This is a genomic window from Nocardioides conyzicola (assembly GCF_039543825.1).
GTDB lineage: Bacteria > Actinomycetota > Actinomycetes > Propionibacteriales > Nocardioidaceae > Nocardioides > Nocardioides conyzicola.
The window spans coordinates 1,317,428-1,341,148 of record NZ_BAABKM010000002.1; the positions used below are offsets into that span (position 1 = coordinate 1,317,428).

The 23,721-nt window shown below is 72.9% G+C and carries 20 protein-coding genes; 9 read left to right on the forward strand and 11 right to left on the reverse strand.

Features of this window, described 5'->3' with window-relative positions:
• Positions 1-25: 25 nt before the first annotated feature.
• The 4 genes from ABEA34_RS09500 (at position 26) to ABEA34_RS09515 (ending at position 7,701) form a co-directional block, all read left to right on the forward strand.
• Positions 26-526, forward strand: a complete 501-nt coding sequence (locus ABEA34_RS09500) for a sigma-70 family RNA polymerase sigma factor (RefSeq protein ID WP_345521009.1) — start codon at positions 26-28, stop codon at positions 524-526.
• 1 nt (position 527) lies between these two features.
• Entirely contained in the window at positions 528-1,244 is a 717-nt protein-coding gene (locus tag ABEA34_RS09505) for a hypothetical protein (protein ID WP_345521010.1), read from the forward strand.
• Positions 1,245-1,351: 107 nt separating this feature from the next.
• Positions 1,352-6,922 (forward strand): beta strand repeat-containing protein, encoded by a 5,571-nt coding sequence (locus ABEA34_RS09510; protein ID WP_345521011.1) that lies wholly within the window; start codon positions 1,352-1,354, stop codon positions 6,920-6,922.
• Positions 6,923-6,975: 53 nt separating this feature from the next.
• A complete protein-coding gene (locus ABEA34_RS09515; RefSeq protein WP_345521012.1) occupies positions 6,976-7,701 on the forward strand; it encodes a hypothetical protein in 726 nt (241 codons plus the stop codon).
• Positions 7,702-7,704: 3 nt separating this feature from the next.
• On the opposite strand, the gene ABEA34_RS09520 is transcribed toward ABEA34_RS09515, so the two are convergent.
• From ABEA34_RS09520 to ABEA34_RS09530, 3 genes are all read right to left on the reverse strand, one after another.
• On the reverse strand, positions 7,705-9,171 hold the full coding sequence (locus tag ABEA34_RS09520; protein WP_345521013.1) for a DUF7059 domain-containing protein: 1,467 nt from the start codon (positions 9,169-9,171) through the stop codon (positions 7,705-7,707).
• Positions 9,172-9,243: 72 nt separating this feature from the next.
• The gene (locus ABEA34_RS09525) at positions 9,244-11,628 is read right to left on the reverse strand and encodes a sodium-translocating pyrophosphatase (protein ID WP_345521014.1); all 2,385 of its coding nucleotides are present in this window, start codon (positions 11,626-11,628) and stop codon (positions 9,244-9,246) included.
• A gap of 189 nt (positions 11,629-11,817) precedes the next feature.
• Complete coding sequence (locus ABEA34_RS09530; RefSeq protein ID WP_345521015.1) at positions 11,818-12,168, reverse strand: STAS domain-containing protein; 351 nt, start codon at positions 12,166-12,168, stop codon at positions 11,818-11,820.
• Between the two features lie 212 nt (positions 12,169-12,380).
• Here ABEA34_RS09530 and ABEA34_RS09535 point away from each other — a divergent pair, with 212 nt between their 5' ends.
• The gene (locus ABEA34_RS09535; protein WP_345521016.1) at positions 12,381-14,708 is read left to right on the forward strand and encodes a DEAD/DEAH box helicase; all 2,328 of its coding nucleotides are present in this window, start codon (positions 12,381-12,383) and stop codon (positions 14,706-14,708) included.
• Positions 14,709-14,717: 9 nt separating this feature from the next.
• A complete protein-coding gene (locus ABEA34_RS09540) occupies positions 14,718-15,023 on the forward strand; it encodes a hypothetical protein (protein WP_345521017.1) in 306 nt (101 codons plus the stop codon).
• On the opposite strand, the gene ABEA34_RS09545 is transcribed toward ABEA34_RS09540, so the two are convergent.
• The 7 genes from ABEA34_RS09545 to ssd form a co-directional block, all read right to left on the reverse strand.
• Positions 15,017-15,370 carry an Rv3654c family TadE-like protein gene (locus tag ABEA34_RS09545; RefSeq protein ID WP_345521018.1) on the reverse strand — a complete coding sequence of 118 codons (354 nt, stop codon included), beginning with the start codon at positions 15,368-15,370 and terminating at the stop codon, positions 15,017-15,019. The genes ABEA34_RS09540 and ABEA34_RS09545 overlap by 7 nt on opposite strands.
• On the reverse strand, positions 15,367-15,741 hold the full coding sequence (locus tag ABEA34_RS09550; RefSeq protein ID WP_345521019.1) for a TadE family type IV pilus minor pilin: 375 nt from the start codon (positions 15,739-15,741) through the stop codon (positions 15,367-15,369). Before ABEA34_RS09550 ends, ABEA34_RS09545 begins: the two co-directional genes overlap by 4 nt.
• The gene (locus ABEA34_RS09555; RefSeq protein ID WP_345521020.1) at positions 15,741-15,953 is read right to left on the reverse strand and encodes a DUF4244 domain-containing protein; all 213 of its coding nucleotides are present in this window, start codon (positions 15,951-15,953) and stop codon (positions 15,741-15,743) included. The genes ABEA34_RS09550 and ABEA34_RS09555 overlap by 1 nt, the downstream gene beginning before the upstream one ends.
• 150 nt (positions 15,954-16,103) lie before the next feature.
• Entirely contained in the window at positions 16,104-16,826 is a 723-nt protein-coding gene (locus ABEA34_RS09560; protein ID WP_345521021.1) for a type II secretion system F family protein, read from the reverse strand.
• The gene (locus ABEA34_RS09565; RefSeq protein ID WP_345521022.1) at positions 16,823-17,605 is read right to left on the reverse strand and encodes a type II secretion system F family protein; all 783 of its coding nucleotides are present in this window, start codon (positions 17,603-17,605) and stop codon (positions 16,823-16,825) included. Before ABEA34_RS09565 ends, ABEA34_RS09560 begins: the two co-directional genes overlap by 4 nt.
• Positions 17,602-18,762 (reverse strand): TadA family conjugal transfer-associated ATPase, encoded by a 1,161-nt coding sequence (locus tag ABEA34_RS09570; protein ID WP_345521023.1) that lies wholly within the window; start codon positions 18,760-18,762, stop codon positions 17,602-17,604. The genes ABEA34_RS09565 and ABEA34_RS09570 overlap by 4 nt, the downstream gene beginning before the upstream one ends.
• Positions 18,759-19,808 carry a septum site-determining protein Ssd gene (gene ssd, locus ABEA34_RS09575; protein WP_345521024.1) on the reverse strand — a complete coding sequence of 350 codons (1,050 nt, stop codon included), beginning with the start codon at positions 19,806-19,808 and terminating at the stop codon, positions 18,759-18,761. The genes ABEA34_RS09570 and ssd overlap by 4 nt, the downstream gene beginning before the upstream one ends.
• Before the next feature lie 119 nt (positions 19,809-19,927).
• On the opposite strand from ssd, the gene ABEA34_RS09580 reads away from it, so the two are divergent.
• Positions 19,928-20,722, forward strand: coding sequence for an HAD family hydrolase (locus tag ABEA34_RS09580; RefSeq protein ID WP_345521025.1), 795 nt, complete (start codon positions 19,928-19,930; stop codon positions 20,720-20,722).
• A gap of 249 nt (positions 20,723-20,971) precedes the next feature.
• Here the strand turns inward: ABEA34_RS09580 and ABEA34_RS09585 are convergent, their stop codons facing one another.
• Positions 20,972-21,697 carry a Fic family protein gene (locus ABEA34_RS09585; RefSeq protein WP_345521026.1) on the reverse strand — a complete coding sequence of 242 codons (726 nt, stop codon included), beginning with the start codon at positions 21,695-21,697 and terminating at the stop codon, positions 20,972-20,974.
• 35 nt (positions 21,698-21,732) lie between these two features.
• On the opposite strand from ABEA34_RS09585, the gene ABEA34_RS09590 reads away from it, so the two are divergent.
• Complete coding sequence (locus ABEA34_RS09590; protein ID WP_345521027.1) at positions 21,733-22,551, forward strand: class I SAM-dependent methyltransferase; 819 nt, start codon at positions 21,733-21,735, stop codon at positions 22,549-22,551.
• A 14-nt stretch (positions 22,552-22,565) separates the two neighbouring features.
• A complete protein-coding gene (locus tag ABEA34_RS09595) occupies positions 22,566-23,693 on the forward strand; it encodes a sensor histidine kinase (RefSeq protein WP_345521028.1) in 1,128 nt (375 codons plus the stop codon).
• Positions 23,694-23,721 lie beyond the last annotated feature (28 nt).

Below are 23,721 nucleotides of genomic sequence, written 5' to 3' on the forward strand. Positions count from 1 at the left end.
GACGACCCGCTCGGGAGGCCGAGGCATGGATGAGGACTTCGCGGACTTCGCGGCGGTGCAGACCCGGCCGCTGCTCGGCTTCGCGCACGCCCTGACGGCAGATCCGCACGACGCCTGGGACCTGACCCAGGAGACGCTCGCCCGGATGGGAGAGCGGTGGGGACGGTCCAGCTTCGACGAGCCGGCGGCGTACGCCCGCACCGTGATGGTGCGGCTCAACATCGACCGGATCCGTCGGCTGCGCCGTGAGCTCCCGCTCCTCGGCGGCCCCCGGGAGGAGGCACCCGTCGACCTGGTCGGCGAGGCCGACGCCTGGCTGGTCGAGGCGCTCGTGACGCTCTCACCCCGGCAGCGCACCGCGCTGGCCCTGCGGTACGTCGAGGACCTCGACGTCCGCGGGATCGCCGAGCGGATGGGCTGCTCGGAAGGCACCGTCAAGAGCCAGCTGTCCCGCGGGACCGAACGGCTCCGAGAGCACGCACGCGAGCACGGCCCGCTGCGCACCGGCACGACCACAGGAGACTGAGATGAGCGAGCAGCAGATCAAGGACGGGTACGACCGGCTGGAGGGTGCGCTCGCACCCCCGCTGGACTCCCTGCAACGGGTGGACCGACGCGTCGCGGCCCGGCGCCGGCAGCGTCGTACGGCGGTCGCGGGGGTGGCCACGCTCGGCGTGCTCGCCGTCGGTGGGACCGTCGTGGTGCTGGCGAGCGGTGACGACGGCACCGGACCCGCGGTGGCCAACGACACCGCCGGCGACCCGGTCAGCACGCTGGTGCTGAGGCGACCCGACGGCTCGACGTACGCCTTCGACGACGTGAAGGTCTCGTGCACGCGGCCGAGGACCGCCGCCGGCGACCCCATCTCGGAGGCGAAGGGCCGGATCTGGATGTACAGCCCGATCGAGTTCACCGGCTCGGAGAAGGGCGGCGACGCCCAGGTCACCCAGCCGTTCGTGTACTTCGAGGGCGTCGTCGCCAAGCTGCACCCTGACCAGACCTTCTCGTTGCCGGTCGACGGGCCCGGCGACTCGGACACCTTCCCCATGACGTTCTTCGTGGCCGACACCGAGGGCGCCCCCGACGGCAACGAGGTGTCGAGCGCCGTGAGCGATGCCACCGGCACCGTCCGGGTGCTCCGCGCCTCGTGCGACCCGGTCCCCGTGCTCCAGCTGGACGTCACCAGCACCCTCGGCAGCGAGGAGGAGAAGACCAGCCTGGACGTCGCGGGGACGCTGCGCTGACGGGCATTCCTGGTCTAGACAATCTGGACTACTGTGCGAGGACGAACGCGCGGCCGCGTCTCCCCAGCGAGGATCATCGCTGACGCCCACGCCCATGGAGGCACCGCATGTCCTCGTCCTCGCCGTCCGCCGCTCATCTGCGCCGCCTCGTCGCGCTCCTGAGTGCTCTCGTGCTGCTGCCACTGTCCATCGTGCTCAGCGCTGGCTCCGCCCAAGCAGCGGCGGCGTTCCATGCCGAAGGGTCCGTCTATGACGCCCTCTCGGACCCGCTGTCCGGCGTGACGGTCGACGCGTTGGCCGCACCCGGCTACTCGACGGTGGCGGCAACGGCGACGACGAACGCCGAGGGCGGCTACACGCTCGTCCTGCCCAACACGGCCGGCACCTACCACCTGCGCTACAGCAAGGCCAACTACACGACAGCGTTCCTGGGCGGCGGGACGGGCGCCAACGTGACGGTCAACGCAAGCGGCGACATCAGCGTCGACGGAGAGCCGGCCGAGGACAACGTGCTGGAGGACATGGCGCTCGCCGCCACCGCAAAGCACCCCGTCCCGGGCACGGTCCAGGCGTCCGGTGGGGCCAACCTGTCGGGGATCACCGTCAACGCCTACTTCAACGGCGACGAGGACGGTGACGTCCAGGCGACCGCGACCACGACCAACGGCGCGTACACCCTGCAGCTCCCCGCTGGCGAGTACGTCGTCCAGGCCGTCGACAACGACACCGTCGTCGACCCCCAGACGTACGATGCCGCCTGGCTCACCCCCGACGCCAGCCCCACGCACTCGGTGGTCCGCGTCGCCGCCGACGGCACGTTCAAGGTCGACGACACGACCAAGACCAGCCTCCCGACGATCACCATGACTCCGTCGTCGGTGAACACCCCGCACCCCGTCAGCGGCACGGTCGAGGACGCCAACGGCGACCCGGTCGCCGGCGTCACCGTCACCCCCAGCGTCGGTCCGAGCACCGGAACCGCTACCACGACGTCCGCGGGCGTCTACACGCTCCAGCTCAAGCCCGGGACCTATCAGCTCGACTACCACAAGACCGGGTTCACCGACGCCACCTACCCGGCCAGCATCACCGTCGCCCTCAACGGGACCGTCACCCCGAGCAGTCCCCTGGACGCGGTCACCCTCGCGGACGCGGTCGGCGACGCGACCATCTCCGGGCGGGTCGTGAGCTCCGCTACGGGCAACCCCGGACTCGGCGGCATCACCGTCGACGTCTTCCCCACCGGCGACTTCACCCCGGCCTCGCGGATCGCCACGACGACCACCGCCACCACCGGCACCGTCGGTGCGTGGTCGGTCAACACCCTGAAGATCGGCACCTACGACATCAGATTCTCCGGCACTTCCGGCGGGTCCACCTACGACGCCACCTACTACGGCGGCACCACTGTCGAGACCACCACACCCGTGAAGGTCGGCCAGGGGAACGTCATCACCGTCGCCGAGACCACCAAGTCCAGCGGCGCGCTCGGCACCACGTCCATGACCCAGTCGTCGGCCGACACCCCGCACCCCGTGAGCGGAACCGTGGTCGACGCCAACAGCGACCCGATCGACGGTGTCACCGTCACCGCCACCGCCACCGCCACCGTCGGCCCGAGCACCGGGACCGCGACGTCCGCATCGGACGGCGTCTACACGCTGCAGCTCAAGCCCGGCACCTACACGTTGGGCTACCACAAGACCGGGTTCACCGACGCCACCTACTCGACCACCGTCACGGTGGCCATCGACGGGACCGTCACCCCGAGCAATCCCCTGGACGCGGTCACCCTCGACGACGCGACGGGTGATGCGACCATCTCCGGGCGGGTCGTGAGCTCCGCTACGGGCAACCCCGGACTCGGCGGCATCACCGTCGACGTCTTCCCCGCAGGCGACTTCACCCCGGCCTCGCGGGTCGCCACGACGACCACTGCCACCACCGGCACCGTCGGTGCGTGGTCGGTCAGCACCCTGAAGATCGGCACCTACGACATCCGCTTCTCCGGCACCTCCGGCGGGTCCACCTACGACGCCACCTACTACGGCGGCACCACCCCGGACGCGACCACCCCGGTGCAGGTCAACCAGGGCAACGTCATCACCGTCAACGAGATCACCAAGCCCAGCGGCGCGCTCGGCACCACGTCCATGACCCAGTCGTCTGCCGACACCCCGCACCCGGTCAGCGGCACGGTCGAGGACGCCAACGGCGACCCGATCGACGGTGTCACCGTCACCGCCACCAGCAGCGCGGCCCCCGTGACCGCCACCACCACGTCCGCGGGCCTCTACACGCTCCAGCTCAAGCCCGGCACCTACCAGCTCGGCTACCACAAGACCGGGTTCAACGACACCACCTACTCGACCACCGTCACGGTGGCCATCGACGGGACCGTCACCCCGAGCAGCACTCTCGACTCCGTCACCCTCGACGACGCGACGGGTGATGCGACCATCTCCGGGCGGGTCGTGAGCTCCGCTACGGGCAACCCCGGACTCGGCGGCATCACCGTCGACGTCTTCCCCACCGGCGACTTCACCCCGGCCTCGCGGATCGCCACGACGACCACTGCCACCACCGGCACCGTCGGTGCGTGGTCGGTCAACACCCTGAAGATCGGCACCTACGACATCAGATTCTCCGGCACCTCTGGCGGGTCCACCTACGACGCCACCTACTACGGCGGCACCACCCCGGACGCGACCACCCCGGTGCAGGTCAACCAGGGCAACGTCATCACCGTCAGCGAGGCGACCAAGCTCAACGGCGCGCTCGGCACCACGTCCATGACCCAGTCGTCTGCCGACACCCCACACCCGGTCAGCGGTGAGGTCGACGACGCCAACGGCGACCCCATCGACGGTGTCACTGTCACCGCCACCAGCAGCGCGGCCCCCGTGACCGCCACCACCGCGTCCGGCGGTCTGTACACGCTGCAGCTCAAGCCCGGCACCTACACGTTGGGCTACCACAAGAGCGGGTTCACCGACGCCACCTACTCGACCACCGTCACGGTGGCCATCGACGGGACCGTCACCCCGAGCAGTCCCCTGGATGCGGTCACCCTCGCGGACGCGGTCGGCGACGCCACCATCTCCGGGCGGGTCGTGAGCTCCGCTGCGGGCAACCCCGGCCTGAACGGCATCACCGTGGATGTCTTCCCCGCGGGCGACTTCACCGGCACGCCGATCGCGACGGCCACGACCAGCACCGTCGGCGGCATCGCCGGGTCCTGGTCGGTCGCCACCTTGAAGATCGACACGTACGACATCCGCTTCTCCGGCACGTCGGGCGGCACCAGCTACGACACCACCTACTACGGCGGCACCACCCCGACGTCGACCACCCCCGTCCAGGTCGGCCAGGGCAACGTCGTCACGGTCGGCGGGTTCACCAAGGTCAGCGGCGCGCTCGGCACCACGTCCATGACGCAGTCGTCGAACGACACCGCGCACCCGGTGAGTGGTGAGGCCGACGACGCCAACGGTGACCCGATCGCCGGCGTCACCGTCACCCCGAGCGGTGGCCAGGCCGCCACCGCGGCGACCACGGCGTCGGACGGCACGTACACGCTGATGCTCAAGCCCGGCACTTACACGCTCACGTTCGCGAAGTCCGGGTTCACCAGCACCACGTTCCCGGGCTCGGGCGAGCCGACGCAGACCGTCACGGTCGCCCTCAACGGCACCGTCACTCCTGCCAGCCCGCTCGACGCGGTCACCCTCGACGATGCGAACGGCGACGCGACCATCTCCGGGCGGGTCGTGAGCTCCGCCGCGGGCAACCCCGGACTCGGCGGCATCACCGTCGACGTCTTCCCCGCCGGCGACTTCACGCCGGCCTCGCGGGTCGCCACGACGACCACCGCCACCACCGGCACCGTCGGATCCTGGTCGGTCAGCACCCTGAAGATCGGCACCTACGACATCCGCTTCTCCGGCACCTCCGGCGGCACCACCTACGACACCACCTACTACGGCGGCACCACGACCACCACCCCGGTCCAGGTCGGACAGGGCAACGTCATCACCGTCAACGAGACCACCAAGCTCGACGGCGCGCTCGGCAACACCGCGATGGCAGCCGCTTCGGCGAGCTCGACGTACGTCGTCGTCGGCGACGTCACCGACGCCAACGGCGACCCCATCAACAACGTGACGGTGACGGCCACCAAGCAGGCCTCCGGGACCAACGCCACTGCGACGCCGGACGCCGAGGGCCACTACGCGCTCACGCTGGCGGTCGGGACCTACAAGGTCAAGTTCACGGCCGCCGGGTTCCAGCCGACCGACTACTCCGTCGATGGGGACACCGCCGCCACGATCGAGGTCAAGGTGGGTGGCGCCGTGCTGATCGACACCGAGCCCGCCGATGGCGCCGACCTCGGGTCGGCGTCGATGCTCGGCACTACGCCCTACAGCCTCTCCGGCACCGTCGTGAGCAGCGCGGGCGGCGCCGGGCTGACGGGCATCAAGGTCGAGGCGAGGGTCTCGGGCGACACGGTCGTCGTCGGGAGCACCACCACCGGCGCGGGCGGTGCCTTCACGCTGAGCCTCCCGATCAACACGTACCAGATCTCGTTCAGCGGCACCGCGACGGACGGCCAGACCTACCCGATCACGTACTTCGGCGGGAGCTCGGCGGCCGAGGTGAAGGTCGCGTTCGACGGCAAGTACTACTTCAACGACGAGGTGCTCGCGTCGTTCGGCTCGGTCTCGCTGACCCCCAACACCAGCGACACCCGGTTCGACCTGGCCGGCACCGTGTCCGGGCTCCCGCCGGACTTCGAGCCGCTTGACGGCGTCACGGTCACGGCCGTCCCCGTCTCCGGCACGGCCGCCGGCAGCGGCGACTCCACCGTCACCGGCGCCGACCCCAAGGACGGCGAGCTCGGCGACGCCGGCGTCTACCGGCTCCACGTCAAGGCGGGTCGCTACACGCTGCAGTTCTCCAAGAGCGGCTACCAGTCGACGTTCCTCCCCGACGCCAATGACGCCAACAAGCCCGCCATCGTCACGGTGAGCAACCTCGGCGCGCTCTCGGCGACGGACTACGACTTCAGCCAGGGCTACATCGACGACGTGTCGATGAAGTCGCCGGCCGCGGTCTTCAGCACCAAGCCCAAGCTCACCGGCAAGGTGGTCCCCGGCCAGACCGTGACCGCCTCGTTCGGCAAGCTGCAGGGCGTCTCGTTCAGCAACGACGCCGTCACCGTCGAGTGGTTCGTCGACGGCAAGCTCGACGAGGACCACACCGCCGGCGGGCTCGGCCAGAAGTTCGCCGTCCCCGCCTCCGCGGCGACGAAGAAGCTCAGCTACCGGATCACCATCGACCCCAGCTTCGACGACGAGGACTACACCGGCGCACCGTCGGTGTTCACGAGCACCCCGGTCACGGTGGCGAAGGCACCCGCCAAGGTGAAGGGCGTGTTCAAGAAGGGCAAGCTCACGGTGACCCTGTCGGTCCCGACCCTCTCCAAGCCCCTGGGCACGATCATCGTGAAGGACGGGAAGAAGAAGGTCGCGACGATCAAGCTGAAGGCCAAGAACAAGGGCAAGGTGGTCCTCAAGCTGAAGCTCAAGCCCGGCAAGCACAAGCTGACGCTGTCGTACGCCGGGTCCAAGACCGTCAGCGCCGCGAAGGCGACGGTCAAGGTGACGATCAAGAAATAGGGCCTGTGGATGAGCCACGCGCCGGTACGCCGGCGCGTGGCACTGTCCCGGGCATGTTCTCTGACACCTGGCACACCCCTCAGGTCACCCACCTGGTCTTCGTGGACGGCCTCCTCGCCGACTCGTGGCAGGAGCCCGTGGCCGGCACCCCGTGGGAGTCGTACGTCCGAACCCCGGCACCGCCACCTGCTCCACCACCGGCACCCGTCCACGAGCAGGTGCACACCTGGTTGACGGTGGTGTGCGGTGGCCGCGATGCCGTCGACGCCCTGACCGCTCGGCCGCTCGACGACGGCGCGATCGACCTGCCCGTCGAGTACCCGCAGCCCGCCGACCGCCAGCGGATGGAGGCGACGGCAGAGCTGCTCGACTCGGTGGCCGCGCGGTTCTTCGACCCGGAGATGTCGTACGCCTTCCGGCACGCCCTGCTGTCGCTGTGGGCCGACGACCCCGAGGCGGTGACCCGCGCAACGACAGCAGCGCATCTGGCGGCCGGCGTGTGCTGGGCGGTCGGCAAGGCCAACGGGGTCTTCCACCCTGTAGGCACCCACCGCGTCGGGACGATCCAGGACGCGTTCGCCCTCCGTTCGCCGGCATCGGCGTACGGCAACGTCGTGGCCGGGACGTTGCGCGGGTTCCTGCCCCGGGCTGACCGCTGGGCCCGCCCACCGGGTGTCCCCGACCTCGAGCCGCTCGGTCGACCCGACCTGCTGCTCGGCGCTACCCGGGCGCGGCTCGTTCGGATCCGCGACCGGGCCCGCGCCGCTGGGGCCGTTTGACGCTCAGGCCTCGAGGAAGCCCTCGGCGACCAGCTCCCGGACCGCCGGGAGGTAGGTCGCCCGGGTCTGCTCGGGGTCGAGGTCGAGGAGCTGGGCGACGGCGTCGAGGATCTGGCCGACGCTGAGGTCGCCGTCGCACGCGCCGACCAGTGCAGCCTCGACGGTGTCGGCCTGGCGGGCCCGCCGCAGCCCGCGCTGCTGCCGGAGCACGACCACCTCGGGGTCGGCCGCCCCCGGCGCACCGAGGGTCTCCTGCTGGACGTCGGTGCGGACCACGAGCCGGGAGCCGAGGTCGACGACCGCGTCGCCGGCGGTGGCCCAGGCGTGCAGCGCGGGTGCGATCGGCTGCTCCACGTCGTACGGCCACTCGAGGAAGTCGCGCACCGGTGCCGCCGCGCCCGATCGCCGCAGGTTGATCCAGCCGAAGCCGATCGCCTCGATCCCCTGCTGCTCGAACCAGGACAGCCAGGTGTCGTAGCGGGTCGCGTAGTCGGGCCCGCCGTGCTGGCCCGCGTCCTTGAGCCAGAGCTCGACGTACGACGCCGGGTCGATGACCTCCCGCTGCACGACGTACGCGTCGCACTCGCCGTCGACCCAGGAGGCCAGGCGGTCCTGCCAGGCCGCGCCGGTGGGGATGACCCAGTTGGCGAGCACCTGGCAACACCCGCCCTCGGTGAGGTGGTCCGGAGCCGCCCGGACGATGTCCTCGACCACGCGGTCCCCGGGCAGGCCGGAGTCGCGGTAGACCAGCCGCTCGCCGGTGGCCGGAGAGATCACGAACGGTGGGTTGGTGGCGATCAGGTCGAACCGCTCGCCGGCGACCGGCTCGAAGAACGAGCCGGAGCGGACGTCGACGGGGGTGCGGATGCCGTTGAGGGCGACGTTGAAGCGCGTCAGCCGCAGGGCGCGCTCGTTGACGTCGGTGGCCACCACCGACGTGCTGTGGCCGGCCAGGTGCAGGGCCTGGACGCCGCAACCGGTGCCGAGGTCGAGCGAGCGGCCGACCGACTCGCGGATGGTGAGCTGGGCGAGCGAGGTCGACGCGGAGCTGATCCCGAGGACGTGGTCGGGCCCGACCCGGTTGGGGCTGCCGTCCAGGCCGGGGGTCAGGTCGCTGACCACCCAGAGGTTGTCGCCGTCGGCGGCGTACGGGCGGACGTCGAGCCGGGCCGCCACCTCGCCGACCGACCGCTCGACGAAGCCCTCGGCCGCGAGCCGGTCGACCAGCCCGGGCAGCGCCTGCTCGGCCGCGTCGAGGTCGACGACGGCCTGCAGGAGGAAGAGGCGCGTCAGCGTCTCGAGCGCGCTGCCGCCCGTCGTACGCCGGAGTGCGGGCGTGGTCTCGTTGCGCGCGAGCGCGCCGTGCGCGGCGGTCCCGAGCAGCTCGGCCACCCGGTCGTAGGTGAAGTCCGCGGCCACCAGGGCGTCGCGCAGGCGGTGCGGGAGCGGCGCGGCCACGTCGTCAGTCACGCCCCGAGCCTAGAGGTCCGAAATGCAGCACGGCCCGCCCGCTCGTGATCGAGCGGACGGGCCGACGTGGTGCTACTGCGTCGGTGCCTGGAACTGCTGGGTCGGCGCCGGCTCGCTGGGCGGCGCGAAGGGCGGCGCCTCGGCAGCGGGAGGCGGGGGCGGCGGCGGTGCCGTCGTGCCCGACTCGTCGTCGCCGAGCGTGACCTCACGCTGCTTGGACACGTAGATCGCTCCGGCGATGATCGCCACCGCGACCAGGGCGATCAGGATCCGGATCCCGTCGTGCTGGTCGTCGCCGACGCTCATCGAGACCACGGCGCTGGCGATCAGCAGCGAGACCAGGTTCATCACCTTGATCAGCGGGTTGATCGCCGGGCCAGCGGTGTCCTTGAACGGGTCGCCGACGGTGTCACCGATGATCGTGGCCTCGTGAGCGGACGATCCCTTGCCGCCGTGGTTGCCGTCCTCGACGAGCTTCTTGGCGTTGTCCCACGCGCCACCCGAGTTGGCCAGGAAGACGGCCATCAGGGTGCCCGTGCCGATCGCTCCCGCGAGGAAGCCGGCGAGGGCGGTGACGCCGAGGCCAAAGCCGACCGCGACCGGCGCCAGCACCGCCAGGATGCCCGGCGTGATCAGCTCGCGCAGGGAGTCCTTGGTGACGATGTCGACGACCTTGCCGTACTCCGGACGTCCGGTGCCCTCCATGATCCCGGGGATCTCCCGGAACTGGCGGCGCACCTCGTAGACGACCGCGCCCGCCGCCCGGGCGACCGCGTTGATCGCCAGGCCGGAGAAGAGGAACACGACGGCCGCACCCAGGAGCACGCCGACGATGACGGCCGGGTTGAAGACCCGGAAGTCGAGGAGGTACTGCTCGTTCGGGCTCACGTTCGCGTCCTTGAGCGCCTCGAAGACCGAGGTCGCGTAGGAGCCGAAGAGCGCGGTCGCCGCGAGGACGGCCGTCGCGATCGCGATGCCCTTGGTGATCGCCTTGGTGGTGTTGCCCACCGCGTCGAGCTCGGTGAGGATCTGCGCGCCCGCCGGGCTGACGTCGCCGGACATCTCCGCGATGCCCTGCGCGTTGTCCGAGACCGGGCCGAAGGTGTCCATCGCGACGATCACGCCGACGGTGGTGAGCAGGCCGGTGCCGGCGAGGGCGACGGCGAAGAGCGACACGGTCAGCGCCGCACCGCCCAGGAGGTACGCCCCGAACACGGCGGCGCCGATGACCAGCGTCGTGTAGACCGCGGACTCGAAGCCGACCGAGAGGCCCGAGAGGATGACGGTCGCCGCGCCGGTGAGCGACGTCTTGCCGACGTCCTTGACCGGCTTGTACTCGGTGCCGGTGTAGTAGCCGGTCAGCGCCAGGATCCCGGCCGACATCACGATGCCGATGACGACGGCGGCCGCCGCGATGAACCGCGGGTCGCCGTCGGCGGTGGCGAGGTCGCCGGCGATGTTGTCGAAGTCGCTGAAGCTCCCCGGCAGGTAGACGTACGCCAGGACCACGCTGGCCAGCGCGGCGATGCCCGAGGACAGGTAGAACGACCGGTTGATGGTCGTCAGGCCGTTGACCCCGGCCTGCGGGCGGGTGAGGTAGACACCCGCGACCGCGGTCAGCGCGCCGATGGCGGGGATCAGCAGCGGGAAGACGAGGCCTTTGTCGCCGAAGGCCTGCGAGCCGAGGATCAGCGCCGCGACCAGCGTCACGGCGTACGACTCGAAGAGGTCGGCGGCCATGCCGGCGCAGTCGCCGACGTTGTCGCCGACGTTGTCGGCGATCGTGGCCGCGTTGCGCGGGTCGTCCTCGGGGATGTTCTGCTCGACCTTGCCGACCAGGTCCGCGCCGACGTCGGCGGCCTTGGTGAAGATGCCGCCGCCGACCCGCATGAACATGGCGAGCAGCGCGGCACCGAAGCCGAAGCCCTCGAGCACCTTGGGCGCCTCGTCCTGGAAGCAGATCACCACGAGGCTCGCGCCCAAGAGGCCGAGACCGACGGTGAGCATGCCGACCATCGCGCCGGTCCGCAGACCGATCCGCATGGCGGGCTCGCGGCCCTGCTCGTTGGCGGCCGCGGCCACGCGCAGGTTGGCGCGGACCGCGAGGTTCATGCCGAGGTACCCCACCGAGGCGGAGAAGCCGGCGCCGACGAGGAAGAAGACGGACCGGAAGATCCGCACGGTGGCGTCGTCGGCGGGTAGGGCGAGCAACGCGAAGAACGCGATCGCCGCGAAGATGGCGAGCGTCCGGAACTGCCGCGTCAGGTAGGCGTTCGCGCCCTCCTGGACCGCCTGGGCGATGTTCTTCATGTTGTCGGTGCCTTCACCGGCGGCAAGGACCTCCTGGCGGAACATCGCCGCCATCGCAAGCGCGCCCAGCGCGATCAATGCGACGACGATGACCAGGACGAGGTTGCCTCCGGTGAGCTCCACGACAGCGGGACTGATCCCCGTCATGCGGTTCCTCCTGAGTGTGCTGCTGGAGTGATGCAGGTCTCACACGGACGGGCCGGAGTCTACGCATGGTTACGCCCGGGAACGCACGGTCATGTGATGTGGAACACATGGCGAGTCGCGTCCGGGGCCAAATGACAGCCGCCCCGCAGTCCGAGGACGGCGGGGCGGGACGTCGTACGACGCGAGCGGTCAGCTGGTGGGCTCGGCTCCGGAGAGGGCCGCGTCGGCGGAGTCGTGGATGACGAAGACCTTCGCCAGGCCGGTGATCCGGAAGATCTTGAGCAGGCGGTCCTGGTTGCAGACCAGCTCCAGCGAGCCGTCGTGCGCGCGGACCTTCTTCAGGCCGCCGACCAGGACGCCGAGGCCGGTGGAGTCGAGGAACTCGACCTCCTCCATGTCCACGACGATGTCGTACGAGCCCGCCGCGACGAGCTCGGTGATCTTGTCGCGCAGCTTCGGAGCGGTGTAGACGTCGATCTCGCCGCCGACCGCAACGATGGTCTTCCCACCGGCGTCACGCGTCGTCAGGGTCAGGTCCACCACTAGTCTCCCGGTGCAGTTCGTTCGGTCGACCGGTCCGCTTCGGCATAAGCCCCGGCGCCCGGCCTGGTCAATGAAACCACGCACAAGCCGTCCCGCGCACAAAGTAGGCCACAAGCGCGAGACATCCTCGCCGGGCAGGGTACGACGCACAGGGCCATCTGTGCGCTTCCGGGGGCACCTGTGTCGGTGCTCTCGGGGAGAATGCACGCGTGCCGACCCCTCCCCGAGCCCCGTCGACCGACCTGGGGGACCTGGTCGACCGGCTGGCCTCGGTGCCGGGACGGGAGGACCGTCTGCGGCACCTGGAGGTGCTGCCTCCCCGCGTCGCGCGGGCGACGGACTGGCCGGCCTGGGTGGCCCCCGACGTCATCGCGGCACTGGGGTCCCGCGGGGTCGACCGGCTCTGGGAGCACCAGGCCGTGGCCGCGGACGCCGCCTGGGAGGGCCAGCACGTCGTGCTCGCGACCGGCACCGCGTCCGGCAAGAGCCTCGGCTACCAGCTCCCCGCGCTCACGGCGATCCGCGGGTCCCGCGGCGCCAAGGGACAACGCGGCGCGACGGTGCTCTACCTGGCGCCCACCAAGGCCCTCGCCCAGGACCAGCTGTCCAGCATCACCTCCCTCGGCCTCGACGTCCGCGCCACCACGCACGACGGCGACAGCTCCCGGGAACAGCGCGACTGGGCGCGGGACCACGGGGAGTACGTCCTCACCAACCCCGACATGCTGCACCGCTCGCTGCTGCCCGGGCACCAGCGCTGGGCGTCCTTCCTCGGCTCGGTGCAGTACGTCGTGGTCGACGAGTGCCACCACTACCGCGGGGTCTTCGGCGCGCACGTGTCGCACGTGCTGCGCCGCCTGCGACGGGTGTGCGCGTCGTACGGCGCCGCCCCGACGTTCGTCCTCGCCTCCGCCACCGTCGCTGAGCCCGATGTCGCCGCGCGCCGGCTCACCGGGCTCGACGTCATGGCGGTCACCGGCGACGCCTCCCCCCGAGGCCGGGTCTCCCTGGCGCTGTGGGAGCCGCCGTTCACCAGCCACGCCGGCGAGAACGGCGCCCCGGTGCGTCGAGCCGCGTCCTCCGAGACGGCGGACCTGCTGGCCGACCTCGTCTCCTCCGACGTCCGCACCCTCGCCTTCGTCCGCTCGCGTCGCGGGGCCGAGCAGGTCGCGATGACGGCCGCCGAGCTGCTCGCCGACGTCGACCCGTCGTTGCCGGGCCGGGTGGCGGCCTACCGGGGCGGCTACCTCCCCGAGGAGCGGCGCGCGCTCGAGGAGGACCTGCGCTCCGGTCGACTCATCGGCCTCGCCGCCACCAACGCGCTCGAGCTGGGCATCGACATCAGCGGGCTCGACGCGGTGCTGATGGCCGGCTTCCCGGGCACCCGGGCCGCGATGTGGCAGCAGATCGGGCGCGCCGGCCGCGGCGCACGGGACGCGCTGGCGATCCTGGTCGCCCGCGACGACCCGCTGGACACCTACCTCGTCACCCACCCGGAGGCGCTGCTCGGCCGGCCGGTCGAGGCCACCGTCTTCGACCCGGGCAACCCGCACGTCCTCGGACCCCAGCTGTGCGCCGCGGCGCAGGAGCTGCCCCTGACCGAGGCGGACCTGCCGCTCTTCGGCCCGACCGCCCGCGAGGTCGTCGACGCGCTCACCGAGGGCGGCCTGCTGCGGCGCCGGCCGCGGGGCTGGTTCTGGACCGACCGGGGGCGGGCCAGCGACCTCGCCGACATCCGCTCCGCCGGCGGCGCCCCGGTGCAGCTGGTCGAGGCCGAGACCGGACGCGTCATCGGCACGGTCGACGCCTCGAGCGCGCACGGCACCGCCCATGCCGGCGCGGTCTACGTCCACCGCGGCGAGACCTGGCTGGTGCGGTCCCTCGACCTCGAGGAGCACGTCGCCGTCATCGAGCGCAGCGAGCCCACCTACTCGACGACGGCCCGCGAGATCACCGAGATCACCATCGCCGAGGAGCGCGAGCACGCCCGCTGGGGGGCGTGCCGCCTCTCCTTCGGCACCGTCGACGTGACCCACCAGGTGGTCGCGTTCCTGCGCAGGCGCCAGCCGGGTGGCGAGGTGCTCGGCGAGGAGCCCCTCGACCTGCCCGAGCGGACCCTGCGCACCGCCGCCGTGTGGTGGACCGTGCCGCAGCACGCCCTGGCCGAGTCGGGGCTCGCGGAGGCCGACCTGCCCGGGGCGGCCCATGCCGCCGAGCACTGCTCGATCGGCCTGCTGCCACTCTTCGCGACCTGCGACCGATGGGACATCGGCGGCGTCTCGACCGCGCTCCACCCCGATACCGGACAGCTGACCGTCTTCGTCTACGACGGCCACCCCGGTGGCGCGGGCTTCTCCGAACGCGGGTTCCGTACGGCGCGCGCCTGGCTCACCGCCACCCGCGACACGATCACCTCGTGCACCTGCGAGGAGGGCTGCCCGTCCTGCATCCAGTCGCCCAAGTGCGGCAACCAGAACAACCCGCTCGACAAGACCGGTGCTGCCGCCCTGCTCGACCTGCTGCTCCAGGGGGGCTAGCGTGCGCGCATGGTCCTAGGTCTCCTGCTCATGCTGGTCGGCGCTCTCGCAGTGGTGGCGGCCGTCTTCACGGCCGACGGCAGCAACGTCGAGCTGCTCGGGCTCGACATCTCTGCGCTCGGCCTGTACCTCATCGGCCTCGGCAGCGGCCTCGCGATCCTGTGGGGCTTCACGATCAGCAAGTGGGGCACCAAGCGGAGCCTGCGTCAGCGTCGCGAGTCCAAGCAGCTCGAGGACCTCTCCGAGAAGCTGGACAAGCGCGACGCCGAGCGTCGGTCCGACGACGACAACGACCGCAACGAGCGCAGCTACTGAGACGCGTCCGAGGGTCCCGCTCGCGCCTCCGCCGTGAGGTTGCCGGTCTGACCCAGCCACCGCGGCCCCGCCACCTCGACCTGTAGCCGCACCTCGCGCCCCGACACCCGGCACGAGGTGACGCTGGCCCCGTTGGCCGCGGACACCCGGACCCCGGCTGCGCACGCGTCCGCTCCGCGGGCCACTGCCTGGGCGGCGGCCAGGGCTCCGAGGTCGGCGGCCGACTGGGCCCGGCGCTCGGCACGGACCATCGCCGCTACGACGCCCAGCGCAGCGGCCAGGAGGACCAGCAGTCCGAGGCAGGCGATGGCGAACGGGATCACCGAGCCGCGCTCGTCGCGCCTCACGGGGGCGTCTCCTCCTCCGCCGCCACGGCCTCTGCCGAGACCCGCGCGAACGGCAGGTCGAAGAGCCCACCCGGGCCCCCCACCCGGCCGGCGACGACGGCGGTGACCTCGGTGCCGTCGTCGCGCACGCTGACGTCGCTGCCGGGCGGGGCGACCCGCTCCCCTCGGGCGACCGCTGTGTCGACCGCGTCGCCCCGAGCCACGGCGCGGGCCGTCTCCCGGGCCGCGTCCACCGCGCGGACCTGCGCCGCGCCGACGGCCAGCAGCCACACGAGCCCGATGGTCACGGCGATCAGCAGCGGCAGCGTCATGGCCAGCTCGGCCGTCGCGGCACCTCGCTGGTCGCCGCGGGAGGCGGGTCGCCGACGCACTACCCGATCCCCAGCAGCCCGAGCACGTGGTCGAACAGGGTCTTGAGCAGCTGGTCACCGAAGCCACCGGTGAGCAGCTTGTAGAGCAGCCCGGCGAGGCCGGCGCCGGCGGCGGTGCCGACGGCGTACTCCGCCGTGGTGATGCCGCGCTGGTCACCGGCGGCACGTGCGCCAGCCAGGGAGCGGGCTCGGGAACGAGGGTGCAGCGACATGTCTTCTCCTTGTTTCCAGAAGGTGCGGGCCGCCCGATGCGGCCCGACGGGACCGACGATCCGGGATGCCGGTGCCGCGCGCAGCCGGCCCGGCCGCGCCTGTGGACGGGGCCGTTGCGGGCGGCCCGGTGGACGGTTCGTGGCCCGGTCTCAGAGCTCGAGGCTGGCGAGCAGCGCGACGACGAGCGGCACGATGCCGATCAGCACGAAGGCCGGCAGCAGGCACAGCCCGAGCGGCACCGCCGCCTGGACGCCGACGGCCCGGGCGCGCTCCTCGCTCTCCGCACGGCCGGCGCGAGCGAGCTCGTCGGCGAGCCGCTCGACGGCGGCCACCACGGGCGCTCCCGTCGTGTGCGCCCGGGCGAGGGTGCGCCCGAGCCCGACCAGGGCGGGGTCGTCGGCCAGGCCCGACCACACCTGGGCAGGGTCGAGCCCGAGCGCCAACCGCGCCGCGACCCCGGCGAGCCGGTCGGCCGCCGGACCGGGGAGGGCCTGGCAGACCTGGTCGATCGCGTCGGCGGGCGCGGCGCCGGACCGCAGCCCGGCCGCGAAGAGCGCCACCACGTGCGGCAGGTCCCGGGCGACCGCGCGACGGCGGGCGCGGACGGAGGCGGGCTCGGCCCGGCCGACCACCACCCAGGTAGCACTCGCCGTGGCGACGCCGGCAGCCACGCCGAGCGGACCGGAGACGAAGAGCAGGGCCGCCATGCCCGCGAGGCCGGACCAGAGCAGGCGATGGCGGTGCAGCCAGCCGGTCTCGGCCACGGGCGAGGGCGTGAGCAGGGCCGGGGGTGGTGCGGGCACAGCCAGGCGCGGCCGTACGAGCAGGGCCGCGGCGGCGGCCGCCGCGGTCGCCGCCACCCACACCGTCATGCGGACTCCTCGGCGCCTCGGGCGATGGTCTCGATCCACCACAGGCCGGCGAGCCCGAAGGTCAGGCCGAGGGCCAGGCAGGCGAGCCCGGCCGGGGTGCCGAGCAGGAAGCCCCACGGGTCGCCGCCCGCACCCGACCCCATGACCAGCGCGAGCACGGGCAGGCCCGCCACCAACCGGGCCGTGGCCCGCGCCGAGGCCAGCTCCCCCGCGACCAGGCGCCGGGTGCCGGCGGCGGCGCGCAGCGACTCCGCCACCCGGTCGATCGTCGCCGCCAGGCCTTGCCCGGTGCGGTGCGCCACCTGCCAGGCCGCGGCCACGATCCGCAGGTCCGCGGCCCCGTCGAGGTCGGCGGCCAGGCCGCGCATCGCGGCGGGCACGTCGGCACCGACGCGGAACGCCGCGGCGACCGGGGCGAGTGCCGTCCAGGCCACCGCCGCCCGGTCGAGGCACTCCCCGGGCGCCTGGCCCGCGGCCAGCTCGCTCGCCATCAGCTCGCAGGTCTCCAGGACCCGCGCCGAGACCAGCTCCGCCGCCTTCCGGGCCCGCTGACGACGCACCAGCGCCGCACCCGCCGACCCGGCAGCAGCGAGCACCAGGAGCAGGGCGCCGGCCCGCGGAGCGACGACCGCCGCCGCCACCGCCGCACCGAGGACGACCGGGACCGTCCACCGCCGGAGCGAGGCGACGCCCGCGCCGGGCAACGACGACCGCGGCGCCCGGACGAGGAGGACGACGGCGAGCGCGGCTGCCCCGGCGGCGAGCGCGACGGCGCTCATCCTGCGCCCCGGAGCCGGTCCGCGAGCCGGCCCGCCGCCGGGCCAGGGGTGGCTCTGCCGTCGGCCCCGACGTCGAGCGCGGACGACATCGCCACCAGTCCGTCGCCTCCCCGGGTCGGGACGGCGACCTGCCGGAGCCGGCGGACGCCGTCGGGGCCGCGCGCCAGGTGCAGCACCACGTCGACGGCGGATGCGAGCTGGCTGTGCGCCGCCTCGCGACCCAGGCCCGCGGCGAGGGCGAGCGCCTCGACCCGCGCCGGGACGTCGAGCGCCGAGTTGGCGTGCAGGGTGCCGCAGCCACCCTCGTGCCCCGTGTTGAGCGCCGCGAGCAGGTCGACCACCTCGGCACCCCTGACCTCGCCGACGACCAGCCGGTCGGGGCGCATCCGCAGGGCCTGGCGCACGAGGGTCCGGACCTCGACGGCGCCGGCCCCCTCCAGGTTGGCGGGTCTGCCCTCGAGCGCGACGACGTGCGGATGATCGGGCCGCAGCTCGCTGGCGTCCTCGACCACGACGAGCCGCTCGCCGGGGTCGACCCGGGCGAGCAGGGCCGCCAGCAGGGTCGTCTTGCCCGACCCGGTGCCGCCGCTGACCAGGAAGGCCAGCCGGGCGGTCACGACCGCGTGGAGCAGGTCGGCGGTCGGCCGGTCGCAGGTGTCGCGCTCGACCAGCTCGTCGAGCGTGAAGCCCTGACGCCGCGGCACCCGCAGCGAGACCACCGTGCCGGGTCGCGCCAGCGGGGCCAGGACGGCGTGGAACCGGGTGCCGTCGGGCAGCCGGAGGTCGACGTACGGCGTCGCGTCGTCGAGCCGGCGGCCGCCGAGGGCGGCCAGTCGCTGCGCGAGCCGGCGCACCGACTCCTCGTCGGGGAAGCGGACGTCGGTGAGCTCGAGACCGCGGCCCCGGTCGAGGTAGACGTGCTCCGCTCCGTTGACGAGGACGTCGGTCACGCCCGGGGTGCGGAGGAGCGGCTCGAGCGGCCCGGCTCCGATGACGTCGCGGCGCAGGGTCTCGTAGACGGCGAGCACCTCGGCGTCGCCGACCGGCCGACCGGTGACCCGCAGCGCCTCGGCGACCCGGTGCGGGGTCAGCTCTCCTGGCGTGCGGGCGAGCCGGTCGCGGACTGCCTCCAGGTCGTGCCCGACGGCGATGCTCATGCGGCGGCCGCGTGCAGGAGCGCCAGCTGGTCGAGCACCTGGCCGGCGGCCCGGCCCAGGGCGCCACGGCGGGAGCGCACCGGCCCCAGGCCGAGGTCGATGGACTCGGCCAGCCCGCGTTGGTCGGCCATGGCGGCGAGCACGGGGACTCGGGTGGCCCGGGCGATCGCCTGCGGGTCGATGCCGCTGCCGCGCACCACCAGCCGCACCCGACCGGGGTCGGGGTGCCGGGCGCAGATCCGCACGGCCGAGGCGACGCCGGCAACCGTCGGGACCACGACCACCAGCAGCCGGTCGCACCGGGCCGCGAGCTCGTCGACCAGGGAGTCGCCGGACCGGGGCAGGTCGACGACCACGAAGTCGTGGCCGCGCTGCGCCGCCGACAGCACCTCGCGCACGGCGAAGGCCTGCAGGCTCCCGGGTGCGCCGGCGTGCCAGGTCAGGGCAGCGAGGTCCTCACGCCGCGGCAGCGCCTCCCGCAGCGAGCGGGCGCTGAGCCGCCCGGTGGTGTGGCACAGCCCGTCCCACCGGACGCCGTCGCGGTCCTCGAGCCCGAGCACCCGGTCGATGCCGGGACCGTGCGGGTCGGCGTCGACGACGACCGCCCGGCCTCGCCGGGCCGCCAGCTGCCCGAGCGCGCAGGCGAACGTCGTCGCTCCGGCCCCGCCGCTGCCGCCGGTCACGCCCACGACGGTCCCTGCCGGTCGCTGCGGGTCGCCCAGGTCCGTCAGCGCCTCGACGAGCCACGCCTCCGACGCAGGGAGCTGGGCGACGCTCTCCCCGCCGAGCGCGACGGTGACGCGGAACAGCTCGTCGGGCACCGCGCCCCAGGCCACGACGTGCACTCCCGGTCGTCGTGCGGGCGAGATCGCGGCCAGGTCGGCCGCGGCGTCGGCACCCACCAGGACCAGCGACGCCACCGGCCACCGGCGCAGCGCCGCACCGGTGTCGGCGGCGACATCCGGAGTGATGCCGGCCGCCGCGGCCAGCCGGAGCAGCTGGTCCAGGAGGGACTGGTCGCGCGTGACGAAGAGCGGAGAGGTCATGCCGTCGATGGTTCCGGCGTGGGCGCGCGCCTGCCACCGCGCCGATTTCCATTGTGGACAAGGGTGTTCGACACACGGCTGTGGACGGAAGGCGGCCCGCGTCCACCTACGATGGGGCCATGGCGCCCACCGCGGCCTTCTTCGACCTCGACAAGACGATCATCGCCAAGTCGAGCACGCTTGCCTTCAGCAAGCCCTTCCAGGCCGGCGGCCTGATCACTCGGCGCGCCGTCCTGCGCTCGGCGTACGCCCAGTTCGTCTACCTCGTCGGCGGCGCGGACCACGACCAGATGGAGAAGATGCGGCAGTTCATGTCGCAGCTCTGCACCGGCTGGGACGTCGCGACCGTGCGCGAGATCGTCGCGGACACGCTCTACAACGTCGTCGAGCCGCTCGTGTACGACGAGGCCGTGTCGCTGATCGAGGAGCACCGGCTCGCCGGGCGCGACGTCGTCATCGTCTCGGCCTCCGGCTCCGAGGTCGTCGAGCCGATCGCCGCCATGCTCGGCGCCGACCGGGTGATCGCGACCCGGATGGAGATCGTCGACGGCCGCTACAGCGGCGAGATCGAGTACTACGCGTACGCCGAGGAGAAGGCGCGCGCGATCCGCGAGCTCGCCGACCAGGTCGGCTACGACCTCGAGAACAGCTACGCCTACAGCGACTCCGTCACCGACGTCCCGATGCTGGAGGCCGTCGGCCACTCGTACGCGGTCAACCCGGACAAGGAGCTGCGCAAGGCGGCCGCCGCCCACGACTGGCCCGTGCTGGTGTTCGTCAAGCCGGTCGCGCTCCGCGCCCGGGTGCCGCTACCGCCCGCCAAGCAGACGCTGGCCGCCCTGGCCGTCGGCGGCGCGGTCGCGGTCGGCGGGGTCCTCTGGGCCAACGCCCGACGCCGCCGGCTCGGGGCCTGAGACTCCCCTCCTCCGCGCGGCCAAAGTCAAGCCTTGCGGACTGCTCGGGACCGGCGTACACATGAAGCAGAACTCCATATCCTGCACGTGATCCGGGTACCCACGCGGCGATCTACCCTTCCTGAGGGCGCTGGTTATCGGAATACATCCGAGACCGCAGTTAGAGCAAGCACGCCTGGTAGCCATCGGTTTCACGTGTCAGCGACGGCACCCGGCCCACCACTCGAGAACCGGGTGCCGTTCGCATGATCAGTCGGACGCCCGACGCAGCGGGCTCGCCTCGGCACCGGCGGCGTACGCCTCGGCCGCGTACAGCAGCCAGGCGTGCACGCCCGCGCCGCCGCCGTCGCGGTAGCCCCGCAGGTTGGACTCGTACGCCGCGCGCAGGGCGAGGTGCCCGGCCTCGGGGACGACCAGCGACTTCTCGTCGACGCCGCGGGCGACCAGCACGAGGCGCTCGGCCGCCCGCGCGACCAGTCCGTTGTGGGACGCGAACGGCATCGCCGTCGCCAGCGTCGCGTGCACCAGCGCCGCGACCAGCAGCGCCGGCGCGTCGGTCGGCGCGGTGAGCAGCTGGCCGACCCCTCGGAGCGTCTCGGCCGCCTCACCGTCCCGCGGTCGGCCCCGGCTCTCCGCGGGCAGCCCGGCAGCGGCCAGCGCGTGGATCCGGGCCAGCGCCTGCAGCGGCGCGCGCCCGAGCGCCGGGGCCAGCCCCAGCAGCTCGGTGGAGACCCGCACCGCGTCGGCGGAGATCTCGTCCCCGGTGCCCTCGCGCACCTCGGCCAGCGTCGCCGCCGACCCCTCCAGCACTGCGCTGGCGTGGGCGCCGCGGAGCAGGCTCTCCCCGGTGGTCTCCGGGGACGTACGCCGCAGGCCGCGGTCGCGCAGCATCACGTCGATGCCGTCGCGCGCGGCGGCGTACGCCGACGGGACCCCCTCGAGGGACACCAGGTGCGACAGCGGATCGGAGCTCACCGGCGGAAGGCTACCCAGCAGGTAGCGTGGCCCCGATGAGTGACCAGCCCTCCCCCGCCCGTTCCTTCGGCTCCGTCGCCGATGCCTACGACCGTGGCCGGCCGGGTTATCCCGCCGAGGCCGCCGCCTGGCTCGTCGGCCAGGAGCCGGTCACCGTGCTCGAGATCGGCGCCGGCACCGGCAAGCTGACCGAGGCCCTGGTCGCCCTCGGCCACGACGTCCACGCCACCGACCCCGACGACGCCATGCTCGCGGTGCTCCGCACCCGACTGCCCGACGTCCCCACCTCCGTCGCCTCCGCCGAGGAGCTCCCCGCCGCGGACGCGTCGTACGACGTCGTGGTGTCCGGGCAGGCGTTCCACTGGTTCGACCACGACCGGGCGCTCCCGGAGATCGCGCGCGTGCTGCGGCCCGGCGGCCAGCTCGCGCTGGTCTGGAACAAGCGCGACGAGCAGATCCCGTGGGTCCGCAAGCTCGGCCGGATCATCGGCTCCCAGGACCAGCTGCGCAGCGCCGGGCCGCTGGAGGCGTCGCCGTACTTCGCCGACGTCGAGGACGCCACGTTCCGGCACTGGCAGACGATCGACCGGACCTCGGTCCAGGACCTCGCCCTGTCGCGCTCCAACCTCGCGACGATGGACGAGGCGGCGCGGCAGACCAAGCTCGCCGAGGTCGTGGCGCTGTACGACGACTACGGCCGCGGCATGGACGGCATGCAGCTGCCCTACCTCGCGTCGTGCTTCCGCGCGACGGTCGCGCGGCGTCCGGAGTCGACCCCGTCCGACGCGTCCACGCCGTCGGCCGGGACCAAGCCGGCCGAGAGCGACGACGTCCTGCTCATCGACTTCAGCTGAGCGGGGCGGCGACCATGCCCCGGCCCTGGCGCCGCCGACACCTGGGGACCGAGGCCGACCGCGCCACCTTCCGCACCCTGCACAACGCCTCCCTGGCGGCCCCTCCGCTGCGCGCCGGGCTGACCGGCGAGAGCGCCGAGCGCAGCATCCGGCACCTGCACGACCTGCTCGGCAGCCCGGCCCTGGCGATCACGGACACCGCCGGGTCCCTGGCCTGGCACGGATCCGGGCAGCACCACGAGGAGCAGTGCGCCCGGCTCGCGGCGACGACCGTGGAGGCGGGACGCACCCGGGTCTTCGACCGCGGCGACCTGCCCTGCGACGTCGCGGGCTGCGAGATCCGGGCCGCGGTCGTCAGTCCCCTCGTCACCGAGGAGCGCGTCGTCGGGACCTTGCAGGTCTTCGCCGCCCAGCCGACCGCCGGCCTGGCCCGGGCCGCCGACGAGGTCGCGCTGTGGGTCGGGGCGCAGCTCGAGCTCGCCGAGCTGGACGCGTCCCGCACCCGGCTGATGGAGGCGGAGGTCCGCGCGATGCGGGCCCAGATCAGCCCGCACTTCATCTACAACTCGCTGGGGGCGATCGCCAGCTTCGTGCGCACGGACCCCGACCGGGCCCGCGACCTGCTGACGGAGTTCGCCGACTTCACCCGTTACTCCTTCCGGCGCCACGGCGAGTACACGACGCTCGCCGAGGAGCTCCGCTCGGTCGAGCGCTACCTGCTGCTCGAGCAGGCCCGCTTCGGCGACCGGCTCCGGGTGACGCTGCGCATCGCTCCCGAGGTGCTGCCGGTGGCCGTGCCCTTCCTCTGCATCCAGCCGCTGGTCGAGAACGCCGTACGCCACGGCCTGGAGTCCGCCGAGGGCGGCGGCTCGATCAGCATCGTGGCCCGCGACCAGGACCACGAGTGCGTGATCGAGGTGGAGGACGACGGCGTGGGCGAGGACCCCGACGTCGTACGCCGTGCGCTCGCCGGCGACGCCTCGCTGGACTCCGTCGGACTGGGCAACGTGGACGGCCGGCTGCGGTCGACGTTCGGCGACGACTACGGCCTGGTCGTGGAGACGGCTCCCGGTGCCGGGACCAAGGTGACCGTGCGGGTGCCGAAGTTCGCTCCGGGCGTCGAGGTGGGAGTTCTCTCCTGACTTTCAGGAGGGTCGCGACGGATCCGGT

Coding starts and splice junctions, on each gene's coding strand:
- ABEA34_RS09500 (WP_345521009.1), top strand. CDS start 26: ATGGATGAGGACTTCGCGGACTTCGCGGCGGTGCAGACCCGGCCGCTG.
- ABEA34_RS09580 (WP_345521025.1), top strand. CDS start 19,928: ATGGCGCCCACCGCGGCCTTCTTCGACCTCGACAAGACGATCATCGCC.
- ABEA34_RS09560 (WP_345521021.1), bottom strand. CDS start 16,826: ATGACGGTGTGGGTGGCGGCGACCGCGGCGGCCGCCGCCGCGGCCCTG.
- ssd (WP_345521024.1), bottom strand. CDS start 19,808: ATGACCTCTCCGCTCTTCGTCACGCGCGACCAGTCCCTCCTGGACCAG.
- ABEA34_RS09590 (WP_345521027.1), top strand. CDS start 21,733: ATGAGTGACCAGCCCTCCCCCGCCCGTTCCTTCGGCTCCGTCGCCGAT.
- ABEA34_RS09515 (WP_345521012.1), top strand. CDS start 6,976: ATGTTCTCTGACACCTGGCACACCCCTCAGGTCACCCACCTGGTCTTC.
- ABEA34_RS09510 (WP_345521011.1), top strand. CDS start 1,352: ATGTCCTCGTCCTCGCCGTCCGCCGCTCATCTGCGCCGCCTCGTCGCG.
- ABEA34_RS09595 (WP_345521028.1), top strand. CDS start 22,566: ATGCCCCGGCCCTGGCGCCGCCGACACCTGGGGACCGAGGCCGACCGC.
- ABEA34_RS09525 (WP_345521014.1), bottom strand. CDS start 11,628: ATGACGGGGATCAGTCCCGCTGTCGTGGAGCTCACCGGAGGCAACCTC.
- ABEA34_RS09555 (WP_345521020.1), bottom strand. CDS start 15,953: ATGTCGCTGCACCCTCGTTCCCGAGCCCGCTCCCTGGCTGGCGCACGT.
- ABEA34_RS09570 (WP_345521023.1), bottom strand. CDS start 18,762: ATGAGCATCGCCGTCGGGCACGACCTGGAGGCAGTCCGCGACCGGCTC.
- ABEA34_RS09565 (WP_345521022.1), bottom strand. CDS start 17,605: ATGAGCGCCGTCGCGCTCGCCGCCGGGGCAGCCGCGCTCGCCGTCGTC.
- ABEA34_RS09505 (WP_345521010.1), top strand. CDS start 528: ATGAGCGAGCAGCAGATCAAGGACGGGTACGACCGGCTGGAGGGTGCG.
- ABEA34_RS09540 (WP_345521017.1), top strand. CDS start 14,718: ATGGTCCTAGGTCTCCTGCTCATGCTGGTCGGCGCTCTCGCAGTGGTG.